A 22,199-nucleotide genomic window follows, 5' to 3' on the forward strand; every position below is an offset into this window, starting at 1 on the left:
ACCGCCGCCCCGCCAAGCAGGTCCTCACGTCGCTCGTACGGATGGCGTGCACCGCTTCGGCGAACCCGCCGGGCGGTCGCCGCGTCGCAGGCGGCATGAAGATCGACGCCCAGCACATCGACGAGCCCGGCCACGTGGTCCTCGACATCACCGCCGCCGACGAGGACACCGCCCACGCCGTGATGGCCGTGCTGGAACAGCGATGGGCCACCTCCGGCATCACCCCGTACGCAGCGACCCCGGCCTGCCGGGGGTGCGGGCGCGCGTGTACGCCGACATCACATGCCGCGCGGGACGGACACCACCCTGCTCGATCACCCCTTGTCCGTGTAAGGACCGACGCCGCGGAACGGCTCCGCCGCCCGTACGTGGGCATCGACGTCACCACGACCGCCTTGTCCAGCGGTGCGCGTGGGACGCAGCTTGCCGGACGGGCGTCACTCATCGAGTGCGGTGCGCCTCTCACCCGCCCCGGCCGACGCCAGCCGTTCAGGGAACTGATCACCTCGGTACAAACCGCTCTCGGTCTCCGCGCGCACCGGTCCGGGACACTCCCCCCGCCTCGCTGCCTATCTCCACCAGCGCACCGCCGGCCGGATCGGGAGCCCGACCCGGCTGATCCGCCAGGCCGCGATCACCGTGATCCTCGATGGCAGCGAACGCACCACGAAGACCAGCCTCGACCAGATCCGCATTGATCACCTCGCCGAAACCCGCCACCGGAAAAAGCGGGAAGCCACACCACGCTGACCAGGCGAAACGTCTCTGGCCAGCAAGAACACAGCCAGTGCCATTTAGACGCAGAAGCTACATGCAACAAGCACGCGCGTTCTCAACGAAGTTGACACAACTCCAGCTCACACCCCAGCGTCAATCCCGCCACCAATTCGCGAAGCTTCGAATCACTCATGCTCGGCTGATTAGGTGGACCACAGTTCTTGCCGCATGCACATATGAGCCTATCCCTTCCGCCGGTGCCATACTTTCTCAGAAAAGTGCCTTAGGGCACAGGCTCCCCTATGAACCGAAGGGACATCATGTCTGTTCGCACGTCAATCAGGCGCGTCACTCAGGTCGCCAGCATGGGCATCGCCATCGCTGTCGGTGCGCCTGCATTCCCGGCGGCCGCGCAGCCGGCCCCGTTCGTCGCCTGCAACGAGAGTGCCCTGTCAACGGCTATCACAATGGCCAACGCCGCAACGTCTGCCACGCTGTCACTCGCCCCGGACTGCGTGTACAACCTGACAATGCGGCTACCGGACGTGACTGGAAACATCACAATCAACGCGAATGGTGACACCATCACCCGCGACACCGGGGCGTCAGCCTTCCGTATTCTCACGGTCTCGGGCCATCTCACCCTGAACAACGCAACCGTCTCCAACGGAAACGCCGTCGGCGAGAGTCCGAACTTCGGCGGGGGCATCGGCGTGATCGGCTCAGGTTCTCTTACCGTGAACCGGAGCAACATCGTCAACAACAGCGCTGCTTTCTCCGGCGGGATCGGCGGCCTTTCAAACACGACAATCACCGTCGACCGCACCACCATCACGAACAACACGGTTACACAGAGGGGTGGTGGATTCATCGCTGACGGCGTCGGGACCATCACCAACAGTCGAGTTATCGGAAACAGCGCCGGAAATCAGGGGGGAGGAATCGCCAACGCAGGAGGCCAGTTGACGGTCCGGAACAGCAACATCAACGAAAACAGCGCGGGTGATGGTGGTGGGATCGTCAATCTCAGCGGCACCGTCAATCTGATCCGGTCCAACGTCAATAGCAACACGGCCACAGACGGCGTAGGCGCTGGCGGCATTCTCAGGACCGGCGGCACAGTCAGTCTCAACAACAGCCGTGTCCGCGGCAACGTGCCGACGAACTGTGCGGGCACGGTGCCCGGCTGCACCGGTTGAAGCAATGATGCGCCGGGCCTCCCGACTTCACCGGCTCATGCAAGACGGAAATCGAGTCTTGTATCTCACGGCTTTTGAAGTCATAAAGAAGGCGTCCCTCCGGCTGTCCCTGACCTTGGGCTGGGACAGCGACGACTACCAGAAGGCCGTCGTCTCGATCGAGGCGAAATCGTGGTACTGGGACGCTGTCTGCTGGAAGAGCGAGGGGCACAGACTGGTCGACCGCAGCGTTCCGCGCGTCACCGGAACGCTGACGCTGACCGATCCCGACGGAGCGGTGATCGGCACCGAGGAGATCATGGCGAAAGGCGTCAAGCCGCCCTACCCGATCTTCTTCACCCGCGAGTTCGCCCTTGCCGGCCTGCCCGCCGGTCGCTGCACCGTTGCCCTGACCGGCGCGGTCAAGACCGGCGGCTTCCAATTCAGCGGGGACGACAGCACGGTGAAGCTGGACGACCGCCACATCGCCTTCGACGTCGGGGCCTGAGCCGAAAGCGCCACGATCTCCCGTTCGGTAGCCCGCTCGCCCTTCTTGCGCGGCACCTTCACCCGTACGGGGGCCGCATCCGGTAGCCGGTCAACCCCTCTCCCCAGCCCGCTCCGGCAGGTCCCAGAGCGCCGCAACCTCGTACAGCTGGGCCATAGCAGACGGCACCGCCTTCGTCGTGACGCCGTGGAGCAGGAACTGGCGCACCCCGGTCACCACATTCTGGATCAGAGCCGGCTGCCGAGTCGGCTCCGCGCCGGGCCCCTCCGGCACCAGGTGCCGGAGGCGGACGCCTTCTTGCGGCATGTCCGCGCCGCAAGAACGCACCAGACGCGGTGCGCGCCCTAGCCTCGCCGTTTCGGTTGGGTTGAGGCGGTGTCGCTGATCGCCAACTGCTGGGTGGCCGACGTGATTTCGGTTGTTGGGCAGGTCGGAGTCCCGACGCGGTGGTCAGGTTCTCCGGGTTCTTTCGGGTCGTGGGCGGACGGGGGTTTGCCGGTCAGCTGGCGGGTCGGGGCAGTCCGGCGAGGCGGTGGAAGGCCGTGGCCAGTTCGTTTCTCCAGGGCCAGGTCGCCGATATTCGCAGGTGGAGGCGTCGGCCGCCGTGGGTGAGGCGGCCGGCGACGTGCAGTAGCCGGTAGCGGAGTTTCTTCGGCTCGGCGGTGGCCAGCTCCCCGTCCAGGAGGAGGACACGGGTCCAGGCGAGCAGGTCGATCGCGGCGAGGCTGAGTTCGAGCCAGACGGCGTTGACGCCGAAGTCTCGGGAGGGGAAGCGGCCGAAGCCGGTGGTCTTGCCGCACCGGATGTGGTCCTCGATGGTGGCATGTCCGCGGTGGCGGACCTCCAGGAACTGCGCGGAGCCGCCACCGGAGTACGGGGTGTCGGTGAGGAACACCTGATGCCGTAGGCCTTCGTCCTGGTCGAACAGGGACAGCTGTGCTCCGGGGTGCGGCCGCTCCCGGCGCACGATGATGCGGGTGCCGGCCGGGTAGCCGTCCAGATCGACCATGCCGGTCAGCTCGGCGACCTCGGCGCTGGCGCGCAGTGTCCCGTCCTGGTTCAGGGCGGGATGCCAGAGGTGCTCAGGCATGGCCCGGACAGCGCGGCGGACCGGCGCGGTGATGGCGTATCCGACCGAGAAGAAGGTACGGATTCCTCGTTTCCGCACGTCGCGGACGTGGGCGAGGAAGGCTTTCGCGGATCCGGCACTGTCGGTGCGGACGAGGATGTCGGTACCGTGCCGGTGGGCGTCGGGGATCTGCGCGAGTGCCTGGTCGAGCACCGTGATGTGGTCGCTCGCGGTGTTGGCACCGGCATTCCCGGGCCGCAGTCGGCCCGACAGCGCTTCGCCGGTGTTGGCCAGGAAGCACAGCAGCGGGTGGAAGCCGAAGCCGCCTTTATAGGTGGGTGCGGCCTGCTCCTTCTCGGAGTGGCAGGTGATCAGCGTGGCGTCGAGGTCCAGGACCAGCCCGGGCAGCATGTGCCCCGCGGCCCGGGCTGCGGGTATGCCCTCGCCTTGCTCGGCGGCCTGCATCCAGGCGACTTCCCGGGCTCGGGCACGCGCCGGGCGCAGAGCAGCCAGTGTCCTCTCGTCGGTGTCGGCGAGCAGCCGCCAGGCCGTCGGTGTCGAGGCGACCGGACCGAACAACCTTGTCTGGTCCCGCAGTACGGCCAGGTCCGCGATGGCCTCACCGCCGTCGGCGAGCATCACCGCCAGGTCGGTGGCGATCCGGCCCGGATCATGCCCGGTCCCGCGCGGCCGAAGCGGCCTGAGAGCGGCGGAGTACGCAGCGGTCAGCCCCGTGGCATCGGCAAGATCAGCCAGTAACCGTGACCCGGCATGACCGACCACCCCCGAACCATCCGCACTGACATGGATCTTGGGACGCAACCCGATATCCTGCACGTAGAAAGTGCCCTCCGCCTGGACCGACAGAACCCCTCAGCAAGGTTCATCGTCCCAGGTCAGGAAGGGCACTTTTGCGTTTCCGCCCCAACATCCGCCGTACCCAAACGAAACGGCGAGGCTAGATGATCAATTCCAAGGGATGCCTGCGGAGGGTGTGGGGCGGGCGGCGGCCGAAGCCACCGCGAGACGGTCAGGCGGCGGGCTGCCGGCCCTGGTTGTCGAGGTGGCAGCGGGCGGTCAGGCGTCAGGGTCGACTTCAGGGTGCGTGAACCGCACGGGCTTGCCCAGCGAACGGGCGTAGGCGATTTCGGCTCGGGTGCTGTCTCCGATGTAGTCGCCGACTACGAGCACCTCATCAGCGAGCCGGATCTTCGCCCGGTGCAGATCGTCGAGTCGAACCTTCAGCGCCTCGGCCTCGACAGGATCGGACCAAAGTTCGTGCGGCGACTTCATGTCACAGCCCGGTTTGACGACAATCTTTCCGGCTTTGGTCTCCCGTAGATCGGCCTCGTTCATCTCGGTCATGAAGCGGGTGGAGCCGCAGATCACGACGATACGCGGGAGGCTCAACAGCTTCTTCGCGTCGGCGAGCTTCTCCTCGGGGCTGAGCAGTTGCGGGTATGACACTGGTTCCTCCTGGTGGTGTGGTCCAAGGGGTGCCTGCGGAGACGAGAACGAGGGTGTCCAAGATCGTTTTGTGACGAACGACGTGGACACCCTCGCGTCAGCACTCTATGCGACGACCGACGACATGCTGAAGGAGCATCCCGACCTGGCGCCGTGGCGCCCGCCGGTCGGCATTACGCCCCGCCTGAGCGATGCCGAACTGGTCACCCTCGCCACGATGCAGGCCATACTCGGCTACACCTCCGAGGCCAAATGGCTCCGCCATGCCCGTGCCTACCTGCGCCATCTCTTCCCCTACCTGCCCCAGCAGCCCGGCTACAACAAGCGGCTGCGCACGGCTGCCGGTCTGATGCGAAGCGTCAACCGGATCCTGGCCACCACCACCTCGGTGTGGAGCGACGGCGTATGGGTCGTGGACTCCACCCCGGTGGAATGCGGCCGCTCCCGCGAGACCGTCAAACGCTCCGACCTGGCAGGCTGGGCCGAATACGGCTACTGCGCCAGCCACAGCCGCTTCTTCTGGGGCCTGCGCCTGCACCTGGTCTGCACCCTTCAGGGCCTGCCCATCGCCTTCGCCCTGACCGGGGCCAAGGCCACGAACGCGAGACCCTCCTTGACCTCCTGGCGGCCGAATGCGAGCTTCTGCGAGAGCGCCCCCGACAGACTCTCATCGGCGACAAGAACTACTTCGGCCGTGGTTTCGAACGCGAACTGCCCGAGCATGGAGTCCAGTTGCTACGGCCTGCACGTAAAGGTGAACGGGAACGGCCTGGCGCAGCCCTGTTCAAGCCGCTGCGACAGGTCATCGAATCGATCAACGAGACCTTCAAGGGACAGCTTGACCTCGAACGGCACCGAGGGCGCACACCCGGAGGTGTCATAGCCCGCGTCATGCAACGCATCCTCGCGCTGACCGCCGCGATCTGGCACAACGACGCCACGGGGAGTGTCTAATCAACGGCGGATCTGCTGATCAAGGAGAGACGCCAGGTGAGCGGGACAGTGATCGAGCACGAGTCCGTCGAGGAGCCGGGCGGTGGTGCGGTGCCGTCGGCCGCATCGGACGAACAGCTCGTCGCGATGCTGGTCGACCGGGCCCGCAACGAGGGCCTGCAGCTGACCGGTGAGGGTGGGCTGCTGCAGCAGCTGACCAAGCGGGTGGTGGAGTCGGCCCTGGAGGGCGAGATCACCGACCATGTCGGCTACGAAAAGCACGATCCGGCCGGGAAGAACAGCGGCGACAGCCGCAACGGAACTCGTGCGAAAACCGTGCTGACCGACGTCGGCCCGGTCGAGGTCAGGGTGCCCCGGGACACCGCCGGCAGCTTCGAGCCGCAGATCGTCAAGAGGCGGCAGCGCCGCCTGTCCGGCGTGGACGAAAGGGTGCTCTCCCTGTCCGCGAAGGGCCTCACCCACGGGGAGATCTCCGCGCACCTGGCCGAGGTCTACGGGGCGGAGGTGTCCAAGCAGACCATCTCCACGATCACCGACAAGGTGATGGAGGGGATGACCGAATGGCAGAACCGGCCACTCGACCGTGTCCATCCGGTTCTGTTCGTGGACGCCATCAACGTCGAGATCAGGGATGGGCAGGTCGCGAACCGGCCGGTCTACGTCGTGATGGCGGTGACCGTCGAAGGCACCCGGGACATCCCGGGATCTGGGCCGGCGACGGTGGTGAGGGCGCCGAGTACTGGCTGCACGTGTTCACCGGGCTGAAGAACCGCGGCCTGGACGATGTGCTCATGCTCGTCTGCGATGTCCTCAAGGGCCTGCCCGAGGCGGTGGAGGCCGTTTGGCCTCGAACGACTGTCCAGACCTGCGTGGTTCACCTCCTGCGCAACAGCTTCCGTCTCGCGGCCCGCCAGGACCGGGACAAGGTCGCCAAGGCCCTCAAGCCCGTCTGCACCGCACCCAACGAAGACGCGGCGGCAGAGCGGTTCGGGGAGTTCCAGGAAGCCTGGGGCCGGAAGTATCCGGCGATCATCAAGCTGTGGGAGAACGCCTGGGCCGAGTTCGTGCCCTTCCTCTCCTTCGACGTCGAGATCCGAAAGGTCATCTGCTCGACGAACGCGATCGAGTCCGTGAACGCCCGCATACGCAAGGCCGTACGGGCCCGCGGACACTTCCCCAACGAGGCCGCCGCCCTCAAGTGCGTCTACATGGCGCTGATGAGCCTGGACCCGACGGGGAAGGGCCGCAAGAAGTGGGCCATGCGCTGGAAGGCACCCCTCAACGCGTTCCCGATCACCTTCGAGGGCCGGCTCACCCCGGCCAACAGCTGAACCTCAACAACCAAGATCAGCCGTTAAATTCACACCCATCCGGAGCGGCAGTTGGCACCCGAAGGGAGCCGAGGAGGGCGAGGCGGAGGCTGAGCGGGAAGTGTCGGAGGGCGAGCAGGGGCCGAGGTGTGCCCGCGCGGGAGCTGCTGAAGTTCAGCACACCCAGGGACCCGGCGCTGCTGGCACGGTTCGTGAAGCTGCGGGTCATCGAACCCGAGAACACATTCTGGCGGCGCGGAATCCAGGCATGCGCGCGGTACATGAAGGAGACCGGGGCGCGGGAGCTGCGGGTACCGTACGACTACGTCACCCCTGATGACTGGGTGCCGGCCGGGTTCCCGCTCGGGACATGGCTCGCCGACCAACGCAAAACCCACAAAGCCGGACGCCTGGACCCGGGACGGGTCGAACAGCTGGCCGGGCTGGGCATGGTCTGGTCCCACCAGGACATCGCGTTCGAGGAAGGCCTCACGGCTTCCCGCGCCTGGGCGGCCGTGCACGGGCATCTCCTGCCTCCGGCAACTGCGACCGCCGGGTGACGGAGGGGACCAATGCGCCGCCGCGTCGAGTGCCGGCACACGAGCGGGCCCTGCGTGCACAGAAATGGGAACTCGAATCGGGCCATCGGCGAACAGCGGGTGACCATGCCCGCGTCTTCGAGGGAAAAACATGAGCCTAAGAGGCGACCGATGACCGTTTCACCGAGCGTCGGAGTCCACCGTGCCGAGGGCACGAACGAGCGGTCGGACTCCGACGCCTCGGTGATCGAACGGTCCTGGGACGAGCCCGATGCCTTCGCCGTGCTGTTCGACCGCTACGCCGACGACATCCACCGGTACGCGGCCCGGCGGCTGGGTGCCGACGTGGCGGACGATCTGATGGCGGAGACCTTCGTGATCGCCTTCCAGCGACGGCGCCGCTACGACCTGTCGAGGGCTCAGGCGCGCCCGTGGCTGTACGGGATCGTCACCAATCTCGTCGGTGAGCACCGGAGGGCCGAGGCGCGCCATCTCCGGGCGCTGGCACGGGTCGCCGCCGGCGTCCCGGACGAGGGAGGCGGCGAGCCGATGGCCGAGCGGGTGGCCGACCGGGTCACCGCCGAGAGCGCCCGAGGTGCGCTGGCGGGCTGCATCGCCAAGCTGCAGCCCCGCTACCGGGACGTGCTGCTGGTGATCGCCTGGGGTGATCTCGACTACGTGGAGGCCGCGGAGGCCCTGGGGGTGCCGGTGGGCACCGTCCGCTCACGGCTGCACCGGGCTCGAAGGAGACTGCGCGACGCATTGGGCGGGTCCGATCCCACAGCCCTGCAAGAGTTCCAGGAGGAGCCCGATCATGGATGACCTCACCTCCGTGAAGGAGTTGGAGGCGGACACGCCTCCCCTGACCGCCGAGGCCCGTGCCGCCGCCCGCACCCGGCTGATGACCGCCATCGGCCGGGAGAGCCGCGGGGGAGTCGCTCTCGCGCTGCCCAGGCGGACGGTGTTCCGTGTCGCGGTGGCCGCGACGATCGCCGCGGCAGTGGCGGGAATCGTACTGGTGGCCTCGGTAGACGGCGGGGACCCCCGTTCCCCGAGGATGACCACCCTCAGCGCGGCGCAGGTGCTGCACAAGGCCGCGGACAGGACGCGGTCCACCGGTGCCAGCCTACCGATCCCGCGGAACGACCAGTACTTCTACACCAAGACCTACATCACGCGAACCCCCGTGAAGGGCGGGAAGACCAGGACGTGGACGGACGAGAGCTGGCTGTCGGTGGACGGCTCCAGGCCCTCGCGCCGGCAGGAGCACGGCAAGATCCACAACGATCCCCCGCTGGGCGAGCACGAGGTGCAGTGGCCGCCCAATGAATACGCGAAGCTGCAGAAGTGGCCGACCGACCCCGACGAGCTCCTCAAGTGGCTCGGCCGCGGGCGCGTCGAGGTCGTCGAGCCGTCCGGGGCGAAGGGGGGCAAGGCCGGCGGGCCCGCGCCCGACCCCGACAGGATGGTGTTCATGGAGGCATGTCTGCTCATGCAGGGGCCGCGGGTCATGCCGCCCGGCCTGCAGGCCGCCGCTTTCGAGGCCCTGGCGAAACTGCCACGCATCAAGGTGGACGAGGACGAGGTCGACGCTCTGGGCCGGCACGGGGTCGGGGTGTCGTACCCCCACCTGACCTTCACCTTCGTCTTCGACCGTGAGACCTACGACTACCTGGGCATTCGTCTCAAGGGCAGCAATGCGAAGCGCGTCGACGGCGAGTGGCGGCAGGTCGACAGGTACTTCGAGATGCGCAGCAGTCAGGAGGTGGGCGTCGTCGACCGGATCGGCCAACGTCCGTAACCGTTCGAAGGGCCCGTGGTGACGGGAGGAGGGGCCGGGGGCGTGTCGGACGCCCCCTGGCCCAGCCGTGGCAGACGAGGGAGCTGACGGCCTCCTGGGGGGGGCCGGTGAATCCGACGACCAGGGCGTCGGCGGTGTCCGTGTGCCGGACCTTCGCCCACCCGCGCCGTCCCGACGGATAGCCCGCTCCGCCCCTTTTGCAGACGATTCCTTCAATGCCCTGCTCACGCAGGGTGTCGTACCAGAGCATGGCAACGTCCCGGTCGTCGCTGGCTGGCACGGCCTGGATCGGCGGCCCGACATCGGAGAGGAGCTGCAGGAGGAAGGCGCTGCGCTCGGTGTAGGGGCGGCTTCGGCAGTCGCCGATCGCCGGGTCCGGGTGCTGGAGCACGTCCCAGCAGACGTAGGAGGCCGGGTACCGGGCGGCCAGGGCGCGGGCCCGTGTCACGGATGACGCGGCCCGCGCCTGCGCCGCCGCAAAGTTCAGCCGGCCGTCCCGCCAGATCACCGCCTCCCCGTCCAGCACCGTGCCGGGGCGCAGTTCCATGCCGGCGACGGCCAGGTCCATCCAGTGCTGGGTGACGACTCTGCCGGACCGGGCGTAGAGCACGACGGTCTCGTCGGTACGACGCAGCACTGTTCTGTGGCCGTCCTTCTCCAGACTGCGAGGTGTCTCATGAGACACCATCGGCTGAGCTGCCTCTCTTACCACCAAGTCATTGGCGCGGCTTGCACTGGCGGTTGTGCCCCGCTGGTCAGCAGACTGTCAGCGAAACATCGGTGCCCGGAAGGCGAGAACCCTTGCTCCTTACGACTGGCAGTGTCGTTATCTTCCTATGGCTGCTCCTCTTTATGTGGGTCGGCTGGCGGCGGCGGAGCATCCGCTGCTGAGGCATGGGGCGAGCTCTTCCATCCGTCACAGCGACACGTCCAACAGGAGCGGGAACGCCAACTCGTTCTCCGGGACGATGCCGAATCCGGTGCACCCCCCAGCTCTGTTGACCTTGACTCCGGCAAGGCGGTTATCCGCCTCGTGCAGAGCCCCACGAGCAGGTACGAAGCGCCGTAACCGGTTTGCTACGTCACCGTCCGCCCGTGCACGGCTGTCAGGAGTTTCCTCCAGCCCTGCGCATTCGCTGGGCCGGCAGAAGCTGGTCGTCCTGCCGGACCGCTGCGCCCACACCAGCACACCAGGTATGCACCTTGGCGGCCGATCAGCAGGTCGAGGTGGTCTGCTTGCCGACCACCTTCGTAGGCGCATGGCCTCGGAGCGTATTTCTACTCCAGCAGCTTTTTCCTGGTGCAGTAGCTTGCCAACGCCCCTGGGAATAACCAGCTGCCGCAGAGCAGGACAACCGGAGGATCGTCCATGCCCCGAGAGGCGCCGTACCTCGCGCTAGCCGACGTGCTGCGCGCACGGATTCTCGCGGGAGAGTGGGCGATCGGGGAGCGCCTGCCGTCCCGGGCACGGCTCGCCGTGGAGTACGGGGTCGGACGCAACGTCATGCAGAGGGCCATGGACCGTTTGATCACCGACGGTCTCCTCGAAGGACGCGCCGGCTCGGGCACCTACGTCCGCATGCCGCGAGAGCGCCTGCGGCTGGTCCGCTCGCGGCACCGCGAACGCCGGGAGGGCCCTGCCCCCTGGACCGACAGGAGGGAGCGGGGCAGGGCCGACGCCTGGGATTCACACAGCCAGGTGCGCGTCCCCGCCCCCGAGCCTATCGCCGAGCGGCTCGCCATCAGCCCCGGGGACCTCTGCGTCAATACACATTACGAGTTCCTCGCCGACGGGCAACCCGTCCAGCTCTCCGAATCCTGGGAGCCGATGGCTATCACGGATGGAACGCCGATTGTGCTGCCCGAGATGGGTCCCCTGGCGGGAAAGGGGGTGGTCGAGCGCATGCGCTTCATCGGCGTGGTCATCTCGACTGTGGTCGAGGTACCGCGCCCGGCTCGTGCCACCCAGGTGCAGGCGAACCTCCTGGGGATCAGCGTGGGGGACCTCGTGCTTCAGATCGAGCGGACCATCTTCGACACGGACGGACGTCCGGTGGAAACGGCCGACATGGTAATTCCGGACGTGCGCCGGGAAGTTGTCTACGAGTTCGGAGTCGACCGTCCGTAGTCGTTGAAGCCATTAGAGAGACATCGCAAATTCGACAGTAGGGTATTCGAATGTCAAAATTCTCCCGGCTCGGCCTCTTACGTAATCGGGACTTCGGGCGATTGTTTGCTGCCACTGCGCTCGGCCAGTTGGGCGATCGCATCATCTTTCTGGCTTTGCCTCTGGTTGCCATCGCGGCATTGCATGCCGACGAGTTCCAGGTGGGCCTACTGACTGCGATGACTTCGGCAGGGGCGCTCCTGGTCGGGCTGCCGGCAGGCGCGTGGGTGGACCGCATGCGGAAGCGATCGGTGATGATCAGCACTGATCTCGCTCGCGCGCTGTTCCTCTTGACGATACCGGTGGCGTGGTGGGCAGGCCTTCTCACCATTTGGTGGCTCTACACAGTCGCCTTGGTTCATGGAGTGTTGACTGTTTTCTTCGATGTTGCATACGTCAGCTATCTCCCGCACTTGGTCGGACGCAGCAATCTCGTGGAAGGAAACTCAAAACTTTCGGCAATACGCTCGGTGACCAGTATCAGCGGGCCGACAGTGGCAGGGCCCCTGGTCGGCCTGGTTGGAGCCCCTGCAACATTGTTGGTGAGTTCGGCCAGTATGGCCATGTCGGGACTGCTCGCGATCACCATCCAGAAACGCGAACAGAAGCCTGATCTGAGCGAGCACCCTCAATTGCGTCGAATGATCATGGAGGGACTTAAGTTCGTCGTCAAAAACCCTCCCCTACGTGCAATCATGCTGGGGGATGCGATATTCAACCTCTTCCTGGTCATGTATCAAACCATGTTGCTGGTCTTTTTGGATCGGGAGATTGGTCTCCAATCCTTCGGTATCGGCATCATTCTGTCGGGAATGGGTTGTGGTGCCTTGCTGGGCGCACTGTCGGCAACCAGGGTCTCCAAGCGAGTCGGGCAAGGTCCGGTCATCTGGCTCGCGTCACTGGCTACCTGTCCATTGACCGTGCTCATGCCGTTGGCGCGAACGGATTGGAGCCTCTATGTGGCTGCGATCGGACTCGCGGCTCTTTCACTGGGCGGAGTCGTTCGCGTGGTGACTCAATCAAGCTTCCAACAGGCCCTGACGCCGGATCGGCTTCTGGGCCGGATGAGTGCAACAGCTCGTTTCGTTTCCTGGGGCGGCATTCCTATCGGTGGGCTTTTGGGTGGAGTCTCGGGCTCTGTGTTCGGAGCAACAGGCACCTTGTGGATTGGTGCAGCCGGCATGACGCTGAGCACCCTTCCCAACTTCCTGTCACCGCTTCGAACAATGCGCACGTTGCCCACGGAGAAGGCCCCGGAGTTGGCGTATTGAGGCGTCACAAAATGGCTGACAGACAAGCGCGTATGTATGACCTGTAGGGATCTTCACTCAGACATGAAGTTGGTGCGGTTGAGGGGGATGATGACGGCTGAGGTGCCCCCGGTGGTGTGGACACTCTGACAATGGATCTTGTGGATCCGAGGAAGGGTGTCCTGGTGGGACGGAAATCTCCGTATCCGGCGGAGTTCAGGAATGACGCGGTCGCGCTTTACCGCTCGGCGAGTGGGAAGCGTACGTATGCGGCGGTCGCGGCGGATGTCGGGGTGACCGGCGAGACGCTGCGGAGCTGGGTGCGCCAGGCCGACGAGCACGCAGGCCGGGATCACGGCCGCGAGGACCAGACCGCGCAGGGCCAGGATGAGGAGCTGGCCCGGCTTCGCGCGGAGAACGGCCGGCTGCGCAAAGCGGAGAAGGAGTGGGAGCTCGAGCGGGAGATCCTGCGCCGGGCGGCGGCCTATTTCGCGAAGGAGATGAAGTGAAGACCCGCCGCTGGGACTTCGTCTCCGCCCACGCCTCATCCTTCGGCGTCCAGCGGATATGCCGGGTTCTTCAGATCTCGCGCTCGGGCAGCGCGTCGATGACCAGCTCGGCGCGCATGTGCGAGGCCATCGAGTAGCCGAGCACCCGGCGTGAACAGATGTCCAGGACACAGGTCTGGCCGGGCCAGGGGTCGCGGTTCAGGCCGCCGGAGGCCAGGCACCTCCGGAAGCGGTGCAGAGTCTTGATCAGGAAGACGTGCGCGAGCGCGCTGGCCGACTCACCGGACTGACAGCGCAGAGAGACGTAGTGCCTGAAGTCGTCCTCGGCCCAGCTCGCGAGGGTCTCGGGCAACTGGTGGTCCCGGCCGAATGCGGCAAGAGCACGTAGGTGGCCCACTCGCTGGCCGACCGTGACCGGTGAGTGAAGTTTCGCCGGCAGGTGCAGTCCGCGGGCGAGCACTGCCGGATGGCGGGGGTTGAACCAGATCATCGCCAGTTCGCGGCCCAGGAGGTTCCACTGAGGGGGCAGCCCTCGGAAATGGGCCCTCATGTTTGCGGACGCGCCGTTGGGCGCCTTGCGTACCACCCCGTTGAAGTCCCAGACGTCCGTGTCGCCGAACCGCGGGGGCATCGCTCCGTCCAAGAGCGGGTGTGACTGTAGGACGGGCCTTGACCCCTGATTCTGAACACGGGTTATGCGGCTTCCGGAAGATTTCAAGTTCAGTGAGACGGTCGTGACGCTAGGAGGTTTGTGGTGCGGGTTCCCTGCGTTTGGCCGGGTCGTTGATCCAGGCCGTCTGGGGTATCTCGGGTGGTCTGGGACGGCGGCCGAAGCGTTCGGGGTGGCGGGCGTATGCCTCGGCGAGGGTGACCGCGCGCTGGTCGCGGACTTCCTCGGCGGTCCCGAAGTGGACGGAGGCTGGTGTGTGCCAGCCGATACCCGAGTGCCGGTGCTCATGGTTGTAATACGCGATGAACGCGTCGAACCACTCGCGGGCGTGGGCCAGCGAATCGAACCGTTCGGGATAATCCGACATGTACTTCGTGGTCTTGAACTGGGCCTCGCTGTAAGGGTTGTCGTTGGAGACCTTCGGCCTCGAGTGCGACCGCGTCACGCCCAGATCGATCAGTAGTTGGGAGACCTTCTTCGACGTCATCGAGGTGCCGCGGTCCGCGTGCACGGTCTGGGGCACGATGCCGTTGCGGGCGATGGTCTCGCGGATCAGCTCCTCGGCCGGCACGGCTGATTCGGCTCGCTCGACGGTGTGGCCGACGATATACCGGCTGAAGATGTCGATGATCACGTAGGCGTGATACCAGACGCCCTTGGCCGGCCCGGCCGCCTTGGTGATGTCCCAGGTGAACACCTGCGAGGGCCCGGTGGCGACCAGCTCGGGCACCGCCTTGGCGGGATGGGTGGCCTGCCGTCGGCGCTCACCGGACTGATCCTGCTCGCGCAGGATCCGGTACATCGTCGAGACGGAGCAGTGATAGCGCCCGGCATCCAGCTCACGGGCCCAGATCTGCGCGGGCGCCAGCTCGGCGTACTCGTCGCCGTTCATCAACTCGAGTACCGCAGAACGCTCTTCGGCCGTCAGGGCCGACGGCTGCATCTGCGGGGCACGTGTTCTGCGTGGTGGTGGGGGCCGGAGCCGACGGTAATGCGTGGCGCGGGAGCGGCCGGTCAGCCGACAGGCGGCCGTGATGCCCAGCTGAACCTCGACGCTGGTGAACGCCTCGTCCACGACAGGGTCGGCGGCAGGCTTCAGTCCGCGCTCTCGGAGATCATTTCCAAGAGCGCGGAAGCTTTTCCCATCACCTCGAGTGCGGCCTTGTTCCGTGCCAGGTCCCTCTGCAACCGCTCCACCTGCTGCCGCAGCTTTTCGTTCTCCACCTCCGCGGCGGACTTCTTCGCACGGGCCGGGCTGGTCCGGCGGTCGACCAGGTTTTCCAGGGCCCCGGCATCCCGGGCGGCCCGCCACTCCTTGACATGCGAGTGGTAGAGCCGTTCCCTGCGCAGGACCGCACCCTTCTCGTTCCTGGGCGCCGCGTCGTACTCGGCGACGATTCGCAGCTTGTACTCCGAGGTGAAAGTGCGGCGCTTCGGCCTCGGCGCCGGCTCGGACCCGACGGGCTCTGTACTGGGCATAAGGGACGGTTCTCCTGTCGTGCCCTCTCAGGCTAACCCCGCAGAACGGGATGTCTCACCCAAGGCTGACAGAGAGGGTTCGGCCAGCGTAGTTGATGTTGTTTGGAGTGTTTGTTCGTAGGCGATGGGGCTGCGGTGTCCGAGGCGGGAGTGGCGTCGGACGGTGTTGTAGCGGTGGAGCCAGCGGAAGAGGTCCAGGCGGGCTTCGCGTTCTTCGTTCCAGGCCCTGCGGCCCTGGAGGGTCTCGCGTTTGCAGGTCGCGTTGAACGACTCCGCCAGGGCGTTATCCGCCGAGCTGCCGATGGCGCTCATGGACTGGGTCACGCCAGCCTGGCGGCAGGCGTTGGCGAAGGCCCGGCTGCAGTACTGGACGGATTCAACTGATCGTCGCAACACCTTGATCGGGAGGTGGAGCGATGGGCTCTGTGGAGCGGCACAAGCAGGTTCGTGCGTATCGGGGGTTGGTGCCGTCGCCGGGCAGGCCGTCGGTGGCCTGGCGTGAGGACAGGGTCAGGTTCTGGACGGTGATCGCTCGGGGTGCCAAGACCGAGGATGCGTGCAGTGCTGCCGGGGTGTCCGGGCCGGTGGGATTCCGCTGGTTCCGGCACGCTGGCGGCGTGAATCCGTGTCTTCCTGATGATGTGTCCGGGCGCTACCTGTCGTTTCCCGAGCGGGAGGACATCGCCGTCTGGCATGCCCAGGGCGCCGGCGTCCGCGAGATCGCCCGCAGGCTCGGACGGGCGCCGTCGACGGTCTCCCGTGAGCTGCGGCGCAATGCCTCTACCCGGACCTACAAGCTGGACTACCGGGCCTCGACCGCGCAGTGGCACGCTGAACGCCGGGCCCGGCGCCCGAAGACGGCCAAGCTCGTGGACAATCCGAGGCTGCGAGCCTATATCCAGGCCCGGCTGTCGAGGGACGTCACCGACGCCGGAGGCAACCGTCTGGGCCCGGAGGGCCCGGCCTGGAAGGGGCGCAACAAGCCGCACCGCGGCGACAGAGGCTGGGTGACAGCATGGAGCCCGGAGCAGATCGCGCGACGCCTGCCGGTCGAGTTCCCCGACGATGAGGACATGCGCATCAGTCACGAGGCGATCTACCAGGCGCTCTACGTCGAGGGACGTGGTGCGCTGAAACGCGAGCTGGTGGCCTGCCTGCGCACCGGACGGGCGCTGCGTGTTCCCCGGGCACGCAGCCGGCAGAAGGCGTGGGCCCACGTCACCGACAAGGTCCTCCTCGGCGAGCGTCCCGCCGAGGCCGAGGACCGCGCCGTTCCCGGGCACTGGGAGGGCGACCTCATCATCGGGCTGAAGCGCTCGGCGATCGGGACTCTCGTCGAGCGCACCACCAGGTTCACCATGCTGGTCCACCTGCCGCGCGAGGAGGGCTACGGTGTGGTCCCGCGCACGAAGAACGGACCCGCTCTGGCCGGATACGGTGCCAGCACGATGAAGAACGCCCTGGCCAGGACGATGACCACACTGCCTGAGCAACTCCGGCGGTCTCTCACCTGGGACCGCGGCAAGGAGTTGTCCGCGCACGCCGCCTTCACGGTCGAGACCGGCATCCCTGTCTACTTCGCTGACCCCCACAGCCCCTGGCAACGCGGGACCAACGAGAACACCAACGGCCTACTGCGTCAGTACTTCCCCAAGGGCACCGACTTGTCCCGCTGGAACAGCGAAGAGCTCCAGGCCGTCGCGGCGGTCTTCAACAACCGGCCCCGGAAAACACTCGGGTGGCGAACCCCGGCTGAAGTATTCACCAAGCAGCTACGATCGCTCCCACCAGCCAGCGTTGCGACGACCGATTGAATCCGTCCTGGGCCCCGTGATCGGTGTGCATCACGGCGCCGGCGAGGCTGCCGCGGGTCCGCTCGGCTGCTTTCAGGGCGTCGACGACGAGGTCGGCGCGCATATGGTCGGCGATCGCCCACCCGGCCAGGCGCCGTGAGCAGAGATCGATCACGGTCGCGAGATAGCGGAACGTCCCGCCGGCCAGCGGCAGGTATGTGATGTCGCCGACGTACTTTCGGTTCACCTCGTCCACGGTGAAGTTACGGCCGATCAGGTCCGGCACCTTCGCCGCGGCGGGGTCCGGGATGGTGGTGCGATGCTTCCTGCGCAGGCGGAGGCCGGCCAGCCCGATCGCCTGCATGATGCGGGCGACCCGCTCGTGGTTCACGCGCTCGCCGTCCTCGCGGAGTTCAGCGGTGATCCTGGGGGCGCCGTAGGTGCCGTCCGAGGCCCGGTGGATCACGCGTATCCGGGCGGCGAGCTGGGCGTCGGCAGCCTGGCGGGCTGCCCGCAGCGGTGCACTCCGGCGCCAGTGGTAGAAGCTCGAGCGGGCGATGCCCAGGATGCGGCACAACCGCTTCACGCCGTAACGGCGCTGGTGGTCCTCAACGAACTGGCAGCGGTTCACCAGCCCGTCTCCGAGGCGAAATAGCGGGCCGCCTTGCGCAGGATCTCCCGTTCCTTCTTCAGCTCGGCGTTCTCCCGCCTCAAGGCGGCGACCTCGGCCTCCAGAGCCGACGGCGCCACCGGAACCGTCGGCGGCATGGCCGCCCGACGGCCGCGCGGACGACCGGCTCCGGCCGCCCGGATCCAGTTGCGCAGCGTCTCCGGGTTCACCCCCAGGTCGGCGGCGATCTGCTTGATCGTCGCCTCGGGCCGCGAATCGTACAGCGCGACCGCGTCCGCCTTGAACTCCGGCGGATAGTGCTTCATGACCACGACACGTCCATCTCTCAGATCCTCAAGATCCACTATCTCGAGTGTCCAAGATCAGGGGTGAAGGCCCGCCCCAGAACATCACTCGGATGAGACAGGTTCGATGCGTCTGTAGAACCGTCGAGCTTGGGCTCGTACCACCAGCCCGGACCCTCGGGCAGGACCGGGAGGGCTTGGGCCAGTGCCACCAGGGGGATGCAGTCGAGCATGAGGCAGATACCGAATCAGAGGCCCGCGACGGTGCTGCCGGGGGCGCAGAACGACGGCTTCGCACACCCGTGAGAACCTAGGACGGTGAAAGCGAAGTGCGCTCCCCTGGGCGATGAGCGGCGCGACCGCGGCCCCGAGCTGCCGCCGACCCGCAGCGTCCTGATCACTGGCGGCCTGGTGCGCGTGTCGGGCGCAGCGGCCGTGGGCTGCGGGGCGCTGTTCGGTCTGCTTCCCGTCCTCGCGCTCATCGGCAGACTCGGTCTCCCCGACGACCCGCCAGGTTTCGTGCCGGTGTTCGGCGGCCCGCTCATCGCTGCGGCGCTGGGCATCGTCGTCTTCCTGATCGTGCTCGGCTATGCCCTGACCTTCCATCAGCTGGCGCTCGCGGGCATGTACGCACCGGCTGAGGACTCGTCGGCGCTGAGGAATGCGGTCGAGGTGCGTGGCCGCGTCACACGCACGCCGTTCTTCCCGGCGGTCGTGACGAGCATCGTCATCGGCTTCCTGCTCCTGGCAACGGCCGGCATCCTGCTCGCCGCGTCCGCCTGGCCGACGGTGGCGATCGCCCTGCTCCTCCCGGGCGTGCTCTGCGTCCCGGCCGTACTCGCTCTGATCGCCGCCGACCGACGGTGGAGCCGTACCGCGCCTGATCGCCTTCCCACACGGGCCCTGGGCGAACAGGGCCCCGCTCAGCTCCTCCTCGGCGACGCCGACACGGAACTGCGGCAGCAGGTCAAGGCCCGAGAGCGCGCCGAGGCCACCGAACTCGACCATGCGACCACCGCCGTGCTCGTGACCCTCGCCATCGCGAGCCTCGCCATGATGAGCCCCTCACTCTCACCCACGGCTGCCATCTGGAGACAGGTGCAGCTGGTCGGCGTCGGGCTCGGCGTCCTGTGCCTGCTCGTACTGCTCGGCATCAGGGTGCTCCGGATCCGGCGACTGCGACGCACTCTTGTACGGGTGCGCCGCGGGGGCGCGGACGTGTCCGGAATCGACCGCGCGCACGCGATCACCGCGACGACGACCCAGGCGTCCGAGCTGCACGCGGCGACAACCCTCTGGTCGCTGCTCGGCGCCGCAGCGCTCGGCACTGTGGTCCACCGGACCGCGGATGTCGCGCCGGTCCTGATCGTCGCCGGCATCTGGGCGCTCGGCTTCGCCGTGCTCATCGCGCTGTCGATGCGTTCGGACACTGCCGCCCCAAAGCTCCGGGAGGAGTTCGGCTACCGGCTCCCGACCAAGACCTCCGGAAACGACAACACCTGGCACTGAGATGCCGTCGCCAGCCGACGAACAGCCAGAACAGCCCTCAATTCACGCTCGTGACTCGGCATCGGACCGTGGTCCTGCAGCATCCCGAAGCCGCCCTTGTTCAGTGGGGTACGCGGGGCGCAACTCGCGGGGCGGGCTTCCCTCGTGGAATGCGGGGCGTTCTCGGCACGGCTCGGCACACGCGAACCCTTCAGAGAACTGATCACGGGAGTAGAGGCCGCACTCGATCTCCGGGCGCACCGGGCCGGGACGCTTTCCCGTCACTCCGCCTATCTCCGCCAGCGGACCGTGGGAAGAATCGGGAGCCTGACCCGACTCATCCGGCAAGCCGCGATCACCGCGATCCTCGACGGCACCGAACGCATCACCAAGGCCACACTCGAAGCCATCCGCCTCGACCACCTCGCCGAAACCCACCACCGCCGACGGGTTCGGCGCGGATCTCGGTATCGTCGCGCAGCGCCTCCCACGGGCTACGGCCCTCGGGGGGTTGTCCAGGTTTCTTGTCGGGGGTGTGTCCGGGCGATCTGTCAGATTATCCCGGAAAGCGTTGGTGGTCCCGGCACGCGGCCATCTCCGGGTATAAGAGGGTCCACGAAGCAAGTCTTGGGGACCAATGTGGATATTCTGCATGCGGTTGGAACGTGATGGCCAGCCGGATCTGACAGCATCAGCCGCACGGCGTGCCTCGCGTCGAAGCGATCGAGTCGTCTTGCGGGTCAACCGTGGTCTTCCCACTCCGCTTTGCAGAACCGCGCCTCGCTGACCACGGCGTCCCCGGCTCTGGTGGCCCGTACGTACATGTTGAGACCGTCCGGCCCGAGATCTCCGCCGCAGCCGATGATCAGGCCTATCTCGCGTTCTTCGAGGTGCTTGATCAGGGCTGCGTCGGCGGCTGAGACCGTCATGCCGATCAGCCGGATGCCGTCGAAGTCGATCTGCGGGCCGGTGCGTCCGTGCAGGGTGACGGCGCCCAGGGTGGGGGGCGTGCCAAAACCGCGGTCACACCCCAGTCGCTGTAACACCCCCAGCCAGCCCCGCCGTCCAGGCCAGTCGAGACGTAGGCGGTCGCCCCGTCCAGAGCCGACGCCACCTGGTCGGGGTTCATCCCGAACCGCAACGGCCCCACCCCCACCAACGGCTCAAGCACCCACTGCGCGCGCACGTCCTCGGGCTTCCTGTTCCACCAAGGCATCCCAACCCCCACGATTGCTCCAAACACCCCCGGCACTACCTGCCGGTGATCTTGTGGAACCGTATGCGCAACCTCTGACATCGCGGTCGTCAACAACCTCTCCGACGGCGCACGTTCTGTCAGTACTCGCCAGACCGCGGATCGCCAACGTGACGCGGGCTGCGTACCGAGTTGTCCTGTCGAAGTGCATCTGTCAGATGACAAGCCGCTGACCTGGTGTGGTGCCATGTTGATTGAGAACGCTGGCCCTGGCTCTGTTCACCAGAACGGGTTCTGGTGAACAGAGCCAGATCCGGCCTTCGATCGGAATCGGCGTCCGGCGGGATCGGTCCCGTCCCCGGTGCGGTCCGGCACCCTCTTTCGAGGGAAAGATCACCGCTCTGTCCGCACCGTCCTGGATGGTGCCGACAGACTTGCGATCATGAAGATCTGGAAGAGGGCAGCCGTGGGCATGGCGGCATGGTCCCTCGTGGCTGCGCCGAGCCTGCTCGCTTCGACGCAGGTGCAGGCGACGAATCCGGCCGCGGCTCACACCGCCTCTCGAACCTCTCTGCTGGACGTGTTCGTACCGCCCGTGACCTCTCCCACCGCGGAGTCGGTCTGGACGGCCGGCCAGACGGTTGAGGTCACCTGGGACACTGCCGACCCGCCACAGCACATCACCAACCCCAAGGGCGCGATCTACTTGAGGAAGGGCGACAGGACCGGCCCCATGCTTGACGAGGGCTTCGACATCCTGAAGGGGAGACAGGAAGTGGTCGTGCCGGACGTTCCTCCCGGGAACGACTACAGGATCGTCCTCTTCGGCGACTCCGGTAACTTCTCCGCCCCCTTCACGATCACGGGAGGGCCGACCGATTCCTAACGGTGCGGCCCGGCCGTCCAGGCGACAGCCCGGCGCCTCGGCGGCCGAACGTCGCGCTGGCCGGTGGCCGTGCTCCTGATGCCGGGCGACAGCGGCGTTCAGCGCCCGTTCCTGATCGGGGTGCAGTTCCCCATGCACGGACGAACCCTGACGGCACGTCGGTCTCGAACCGCTCCAGTTCCTCCGCCGACGCGGGCGCCCAGGGCTCAGGCAGGTCCCGTACGACTGCCCGCGCCGCCGACCCGAGCCTCCCGCAACGACATCCGCACCGTCGCCGAACAGAGATCAACTGGCTCACAAGCCA

At 66.8% G+C, this 22,199-nt stretch carries 23 protein-coding genes and 4 pseudogenes; 16 read left to right on the top strand and 11 right to left on the bottom strand.

Annotated elements, in window-relative coordinates; translation table 11 throughout:
* Window positions 1-95: 95 nt before the first annotated feature.
* From OG842_RS00265 to OG842_RS00275, 3 genes are all read left to right on the top strand, one after another.
* The gene (locus OG842_RS00265) at window positions 96-698 is read left to right on the top strand and encodes a DUF6207 family protein (protein ID WP_323185676.1); all 603 of its coding nucleotides are present in this window, start codon (window positions 96-98) and stop codon (window positions 696-698) included.
* A 384-nt stretch (window positions 699-1,082) separates the two neighbouring features.
* A complete protein-coding gene (locus OG842_RS00270; protein WP_266726480.1) occupies window positions 1,083-1,916 on the top strand; it encodes a hypothetical protein in 834 nt (277 codons plus the stop codon).
* A gap of 58 nt (window positions 1,917-1,974) precedes the next feature.
* Window positions 1,975-2,403: a hypothetical protein gene (locus OG842_RS00275; protein ID WP_266726481.1), complete on the top strand. Its 429-nt coding sequence runs from the start codon at window positions 1,975-1,977 to the stop codon at window positions 2,401-2,403.
* A gap of 90 nt (window positions 2,404-2,493) precedes the next feature.
* On the opposite strand, the gene OG842_RS00280 is transcribed toward OG842_RS00275, so the two are convergent.
* The 3 genes from OG842_RS00280 to OG842_RS00290 all read right to left on the bottom strand — a co-directional run bounded on the left by OG842_RS00280 (window position 2,494) and on the right by OG842_RS00290 (window position 4,939).
* Window positions 2,494-2,709, bottom strand: a complete 216-nt coding sequence (locus OG842_RS00280) for a hypothetical protein (RefSeq protein ID WP_266726482.1) — start codon at window positions 2,707-2,709, stop codon at window positions 2,494-2,496.
* Between the two features lie 193 nt (window positions 2,710-2,902).
* Window positions 2,903-4,339, bottom strand: a complete 1,437-nt coding sequence (locus OG842_RS00285; RefSeq protein ID WP_443064048.1) for an IS1380 family transposase — start codon at window positions 4,337-4,339, stop codon at window positions 2,903-2,905.
* Window positions 4,340-4,549: 210 nt separating this feature from the next.
* Window positions 4,550-4,939, bottom strand: coding sequence for a hypothetical protein (locus OG842_RS00290; protein WP_266726485.1), 390 nt, complete (start codon window positions 4,937-4,939; stop codon window positions 4,550-4,552).
* 70 nt (window positions 4,940-5,009) lie between these two features.
* On the opposite strand from OG842_RS00290, the pseudogene OG842_RS00295 reads away from it, so the two are divergent.
* From OG842_RS00295 to OG842_RS00315, 5 genes and pseudogenes are all read left to right on the top strand, one after another.
* A pseudogene (locus OG842_RS00295) lies at window positions 5,010-5,893 on the top strand (IS982 family transposase).
* Window positions 5,894-6,019: 126 nt separating this feature from the next.
* Window positions 6,020-7,224, top strand: a pseudogene (locus OG842_RS00300) (IS256 family transposase).
* Window positions 7,225-7,352: 128 nt separating this feature from the next.
* Entirely contained in the window at window positions 7,353-7,763 is a 411-nt protein-coding gene (locus OG842_RS00305; RefSeq protein ID WP_266726487.1) for a helicase associated domain-containing protein, read from the top strand.
* 150 nt (window positions 7,764-7,913) lie between these two features.
* Window positions 7,914-8,564 (top strand): RNA polymerase sigma factor, encoded by a 651-nt coding sequence (locus OG842_RS00310; protein ID WP_266726489.1) that lies wholly within the window; start codon window positions 7,914-7,916, stop codon window positions 8,562-8,564.
* Window positions 8,557-9,543: a CU044_5270 family protein gene (locus tag OG842_RS00315; RefSeq protein ID WP_266726491.1), complete on the top strand. Its 987-nt coding sequence runs from the start codon at window positions 8,557-8,559 to the stop codon at window positions 9,541-9,543. The genes OG842_RS00310 and OG842_RS00315 overlap by 8 nt, the downstream gene beginning before the upstream one ends.
* Here the strand turns inward: OG842_RS00315 and OG842_RS45070 are convergent.
* Complete coding sequence (locus OG842_RS45070) at window positions 9,428-10,231, bottom strand: ATP-dependent DNA ligase (RefSeq protein WP_353962590.1); 804 nt, start codon at window positions 10,229-10,231, stop codon at window positions 9,428-9,430. The genes OG842_RS00315 and OG842_RS45070 overlap by 116 nt on opposite strands.
* On the opposite strand from OG842_RS45070, the gene OG842_RS00320 reads away from it, so the two are divergent.
* The 4 genes and pseudogenes from OG842_RS00320 to OG842_RS00335 all read left to right on the top strand — a co-directional run.
* A complete protein-coding gene (locus OG842_RS00320; protein ID WP_266726493.1) occupies window positions 10,220-10,612 on the top strand; it encodes a DUF6191 domain-containing protein in 393 nt (130 codons plus the stop codon). The genes OG842_RS45070 and OG842_RS00320 overlap by 12 nt on opposite strands.
* 300 nt (window positions 10,613-10,912) lie before the next feature.
* Window positions 10,913-11,671 carry a GntR family transcriptional regulator gene (locus OG842_RS00325; protein WP_266726495.1) on the top strand — a complete coding sequence of 253 codons (759 nt, stop codon included), beginning with the start codon at window positions 10,913-10,915 and terminating at the stop codon, window positions 11,669-11,671.
* A gap of 50 nt (window positions 11,672-11,721) precedes the next feature.
* On the top strand, window positions 11,722-12,981 hold the full coding sequence (locus tag OG842_RS00330; RefSeq protein WP_266726497.1) for an MFS transporter: 1,260 nt from the start codon (window positions 11,722-11,724) through the stop codon (window positions 12,979-12,981).
* 164 nt (window positions 12,982-13,145) lie between these two features.
* Window positions 13,146-13,555 (top strand): annotated as a pseudogene (locus OG842_RS00335) (transposase); the annotation flags it as partial.
* Here OG842_RS00335 and OG842_RS00340 read toward each other — a convergent pair.
* The 4 genes from OG842_RS00340 to OG842_RS00355 form a co-directional block, all read right to left on the bottom strand.
* Window positions 13,540-14,100, bottom strand: coding sequence for a hypothetical protein (locus OG842_RS00340; RefSeq protein WP_266726498.1), 561 nt, complete (start codon window positions 14,098-14,100; stop codon window positions 13,540-13,542). The pseudogene OG842_RS00335 and the gene OG842_RS00340 sit on opposite strands and share 16 nt — an antisense overlap.
* A gap of 109 nt (window positions 14,101-14,209) precedes the next feature.
* Window positions 14,210-15,214: an IS3 family transposase gene (locus OG842_RS00345; protein ID WP_266726500.1), complete on the bottom strand. Its 1,005-nt coding sequence runs from the start codon at window positions 15,212-15,214 to the stop codon at window positions 14,210-14,212.
* A gap of 20 nt (window positions 15,215-15,234) precedes the next feature.
* The gene (locus OG842_RS00350; protein WP_266726502.1) at window positions 15,235-15,618 is read right to left on the bottom strand and encodes a hypothetical protein; all 384 of its coding nucleotides are present in this window, start codon (window positions 15,616-15,618) and stop codon (window positions 15,235-15,237) included.
* A gap of 27 nt (window positions 15,619-15,645) precedes the next feature.
* The gene (locus tag OG842_RS00355) at window positions 15,646-16,014 is read right to left on the bottom strand and encodes an integrase core domain-containing protein (protein WP_443063946.1); all 369 of its coding nucleotides are present in this window, start codon (window positions 16,012-16,014) and stop codon (window positions 15,646-15,648) included.
* Window positions 16,015-16,034: 20 nt separating this feature from the next.
* Here OG842_RS00355 and OG842_RS00360 point away from each other — a divergent pair, with 20 nt between their 5' ends.
* Window positions 16,035-17,432, top strand: coding sequence for an IS30 family transposase (locus OG842_RS00360; protein ID WP_266726503.1), 1,398 nt, complete (start codon window positions 16,035-16,037; stop codon window positions 17,430-17,432).
* On the opposite strand, the gene OG842_RS00365 is transcribed toward OG842_RS00360, so the two are convergent.
* The gene (locus tag OG842_RS00365) at window positions 17,380-18,042 is read right to left on the bottom strand and encodes an IS3 family transposase (protein ID WP_266726504.1); all 663 of its coding nucleotides are present in this window, start codon (window positions 18,040-18,042) and stop codon (window positions 17,380-17,382) included. The genes OG842_RS00360 and OG842_RS00365 overlap by 53 nt on opposite strands.
* Window positions 18,039-18,347 carry a transposase gene (locus OG842_RS00370; RefSeq protein WP_266726505.1) on the bottom strand — a complete coding sequence of 103 codons (309 nt, stop codon included), beginning with the start codon at window positions 18,345-18,347 and terminating at the stop codon, window positions 18,039-18,041. The genes OG842_RS00365 and OG842_RS00370 overlap by 4 nt, the downstream gene beginning before the upstream one ends.
* Window positions 18,348-18,644: 297 nt before the next feature.
* Here OG842_RS00370 and OG842_RS00375 point away from each other — a divergent pair, with 297 nt between their 5' ends.
* Together OG842_RS00375 and OG842_RS00380 are read left to right on the top strand one after the other, a co-directional pair.
* A complete protein-coding gene (locus tag OG842_RS00375; RefSeq protein ID WP_266726506.1) occupies window positions 18,645-19,835 on the top strand; it encodes a hypothetical protein in 1,191 nt (396 codons plus the stop codon).
* Between the two features lie 93 nt (window positions 19,836-19,928).
* Window positions 19,929-20,270, top strand: a pseudogene (locus OG842_RS00380) (ATP/GTP-binding protein); the annotation flags it as partial.
* Window positions 20,271-20,554: 284 nt separating this feature from the next.
* Here the strand turns inward: OG842_RS00380 and OG842_RS00385 are convergent.
* Window positions 20,555-20,860 (bottom strand): hypothetical protein, encoded by a 306-nt coding sequence (locus OG842_RS00385; protein WP_266726507.1) that lies wholly within the window; start codon window positions 20,858-20,860, stop codon window positions 20,555-20,557.
* Between the two features lie 591 nt (window positions 20,861-21,451).
* On the opposite strand from OG842_RS00385, the gene OG842_RS00390 reads away from it, so the two are divergent.
* A complete protein-coding gene (locus tag OG842_RS00390; protein WP_266726508.1) occupies window positions 21,452-21,895 on the top strand; it encodes a GPI anchored serine-threonine rich family protein in 444 nt (147 codons plus the stop codon).
* Window positions 21,896-22,199: the final 304 nt, after the last annotated feature.

The organism is Streptomyces sp. NBC_00376, from assembly GCF_036077095.1.
GTDB lineage: Bacteria > Actinomycetota > Actinomycetes > Streptomycetales > Streptomycetaceae > Streptomyces.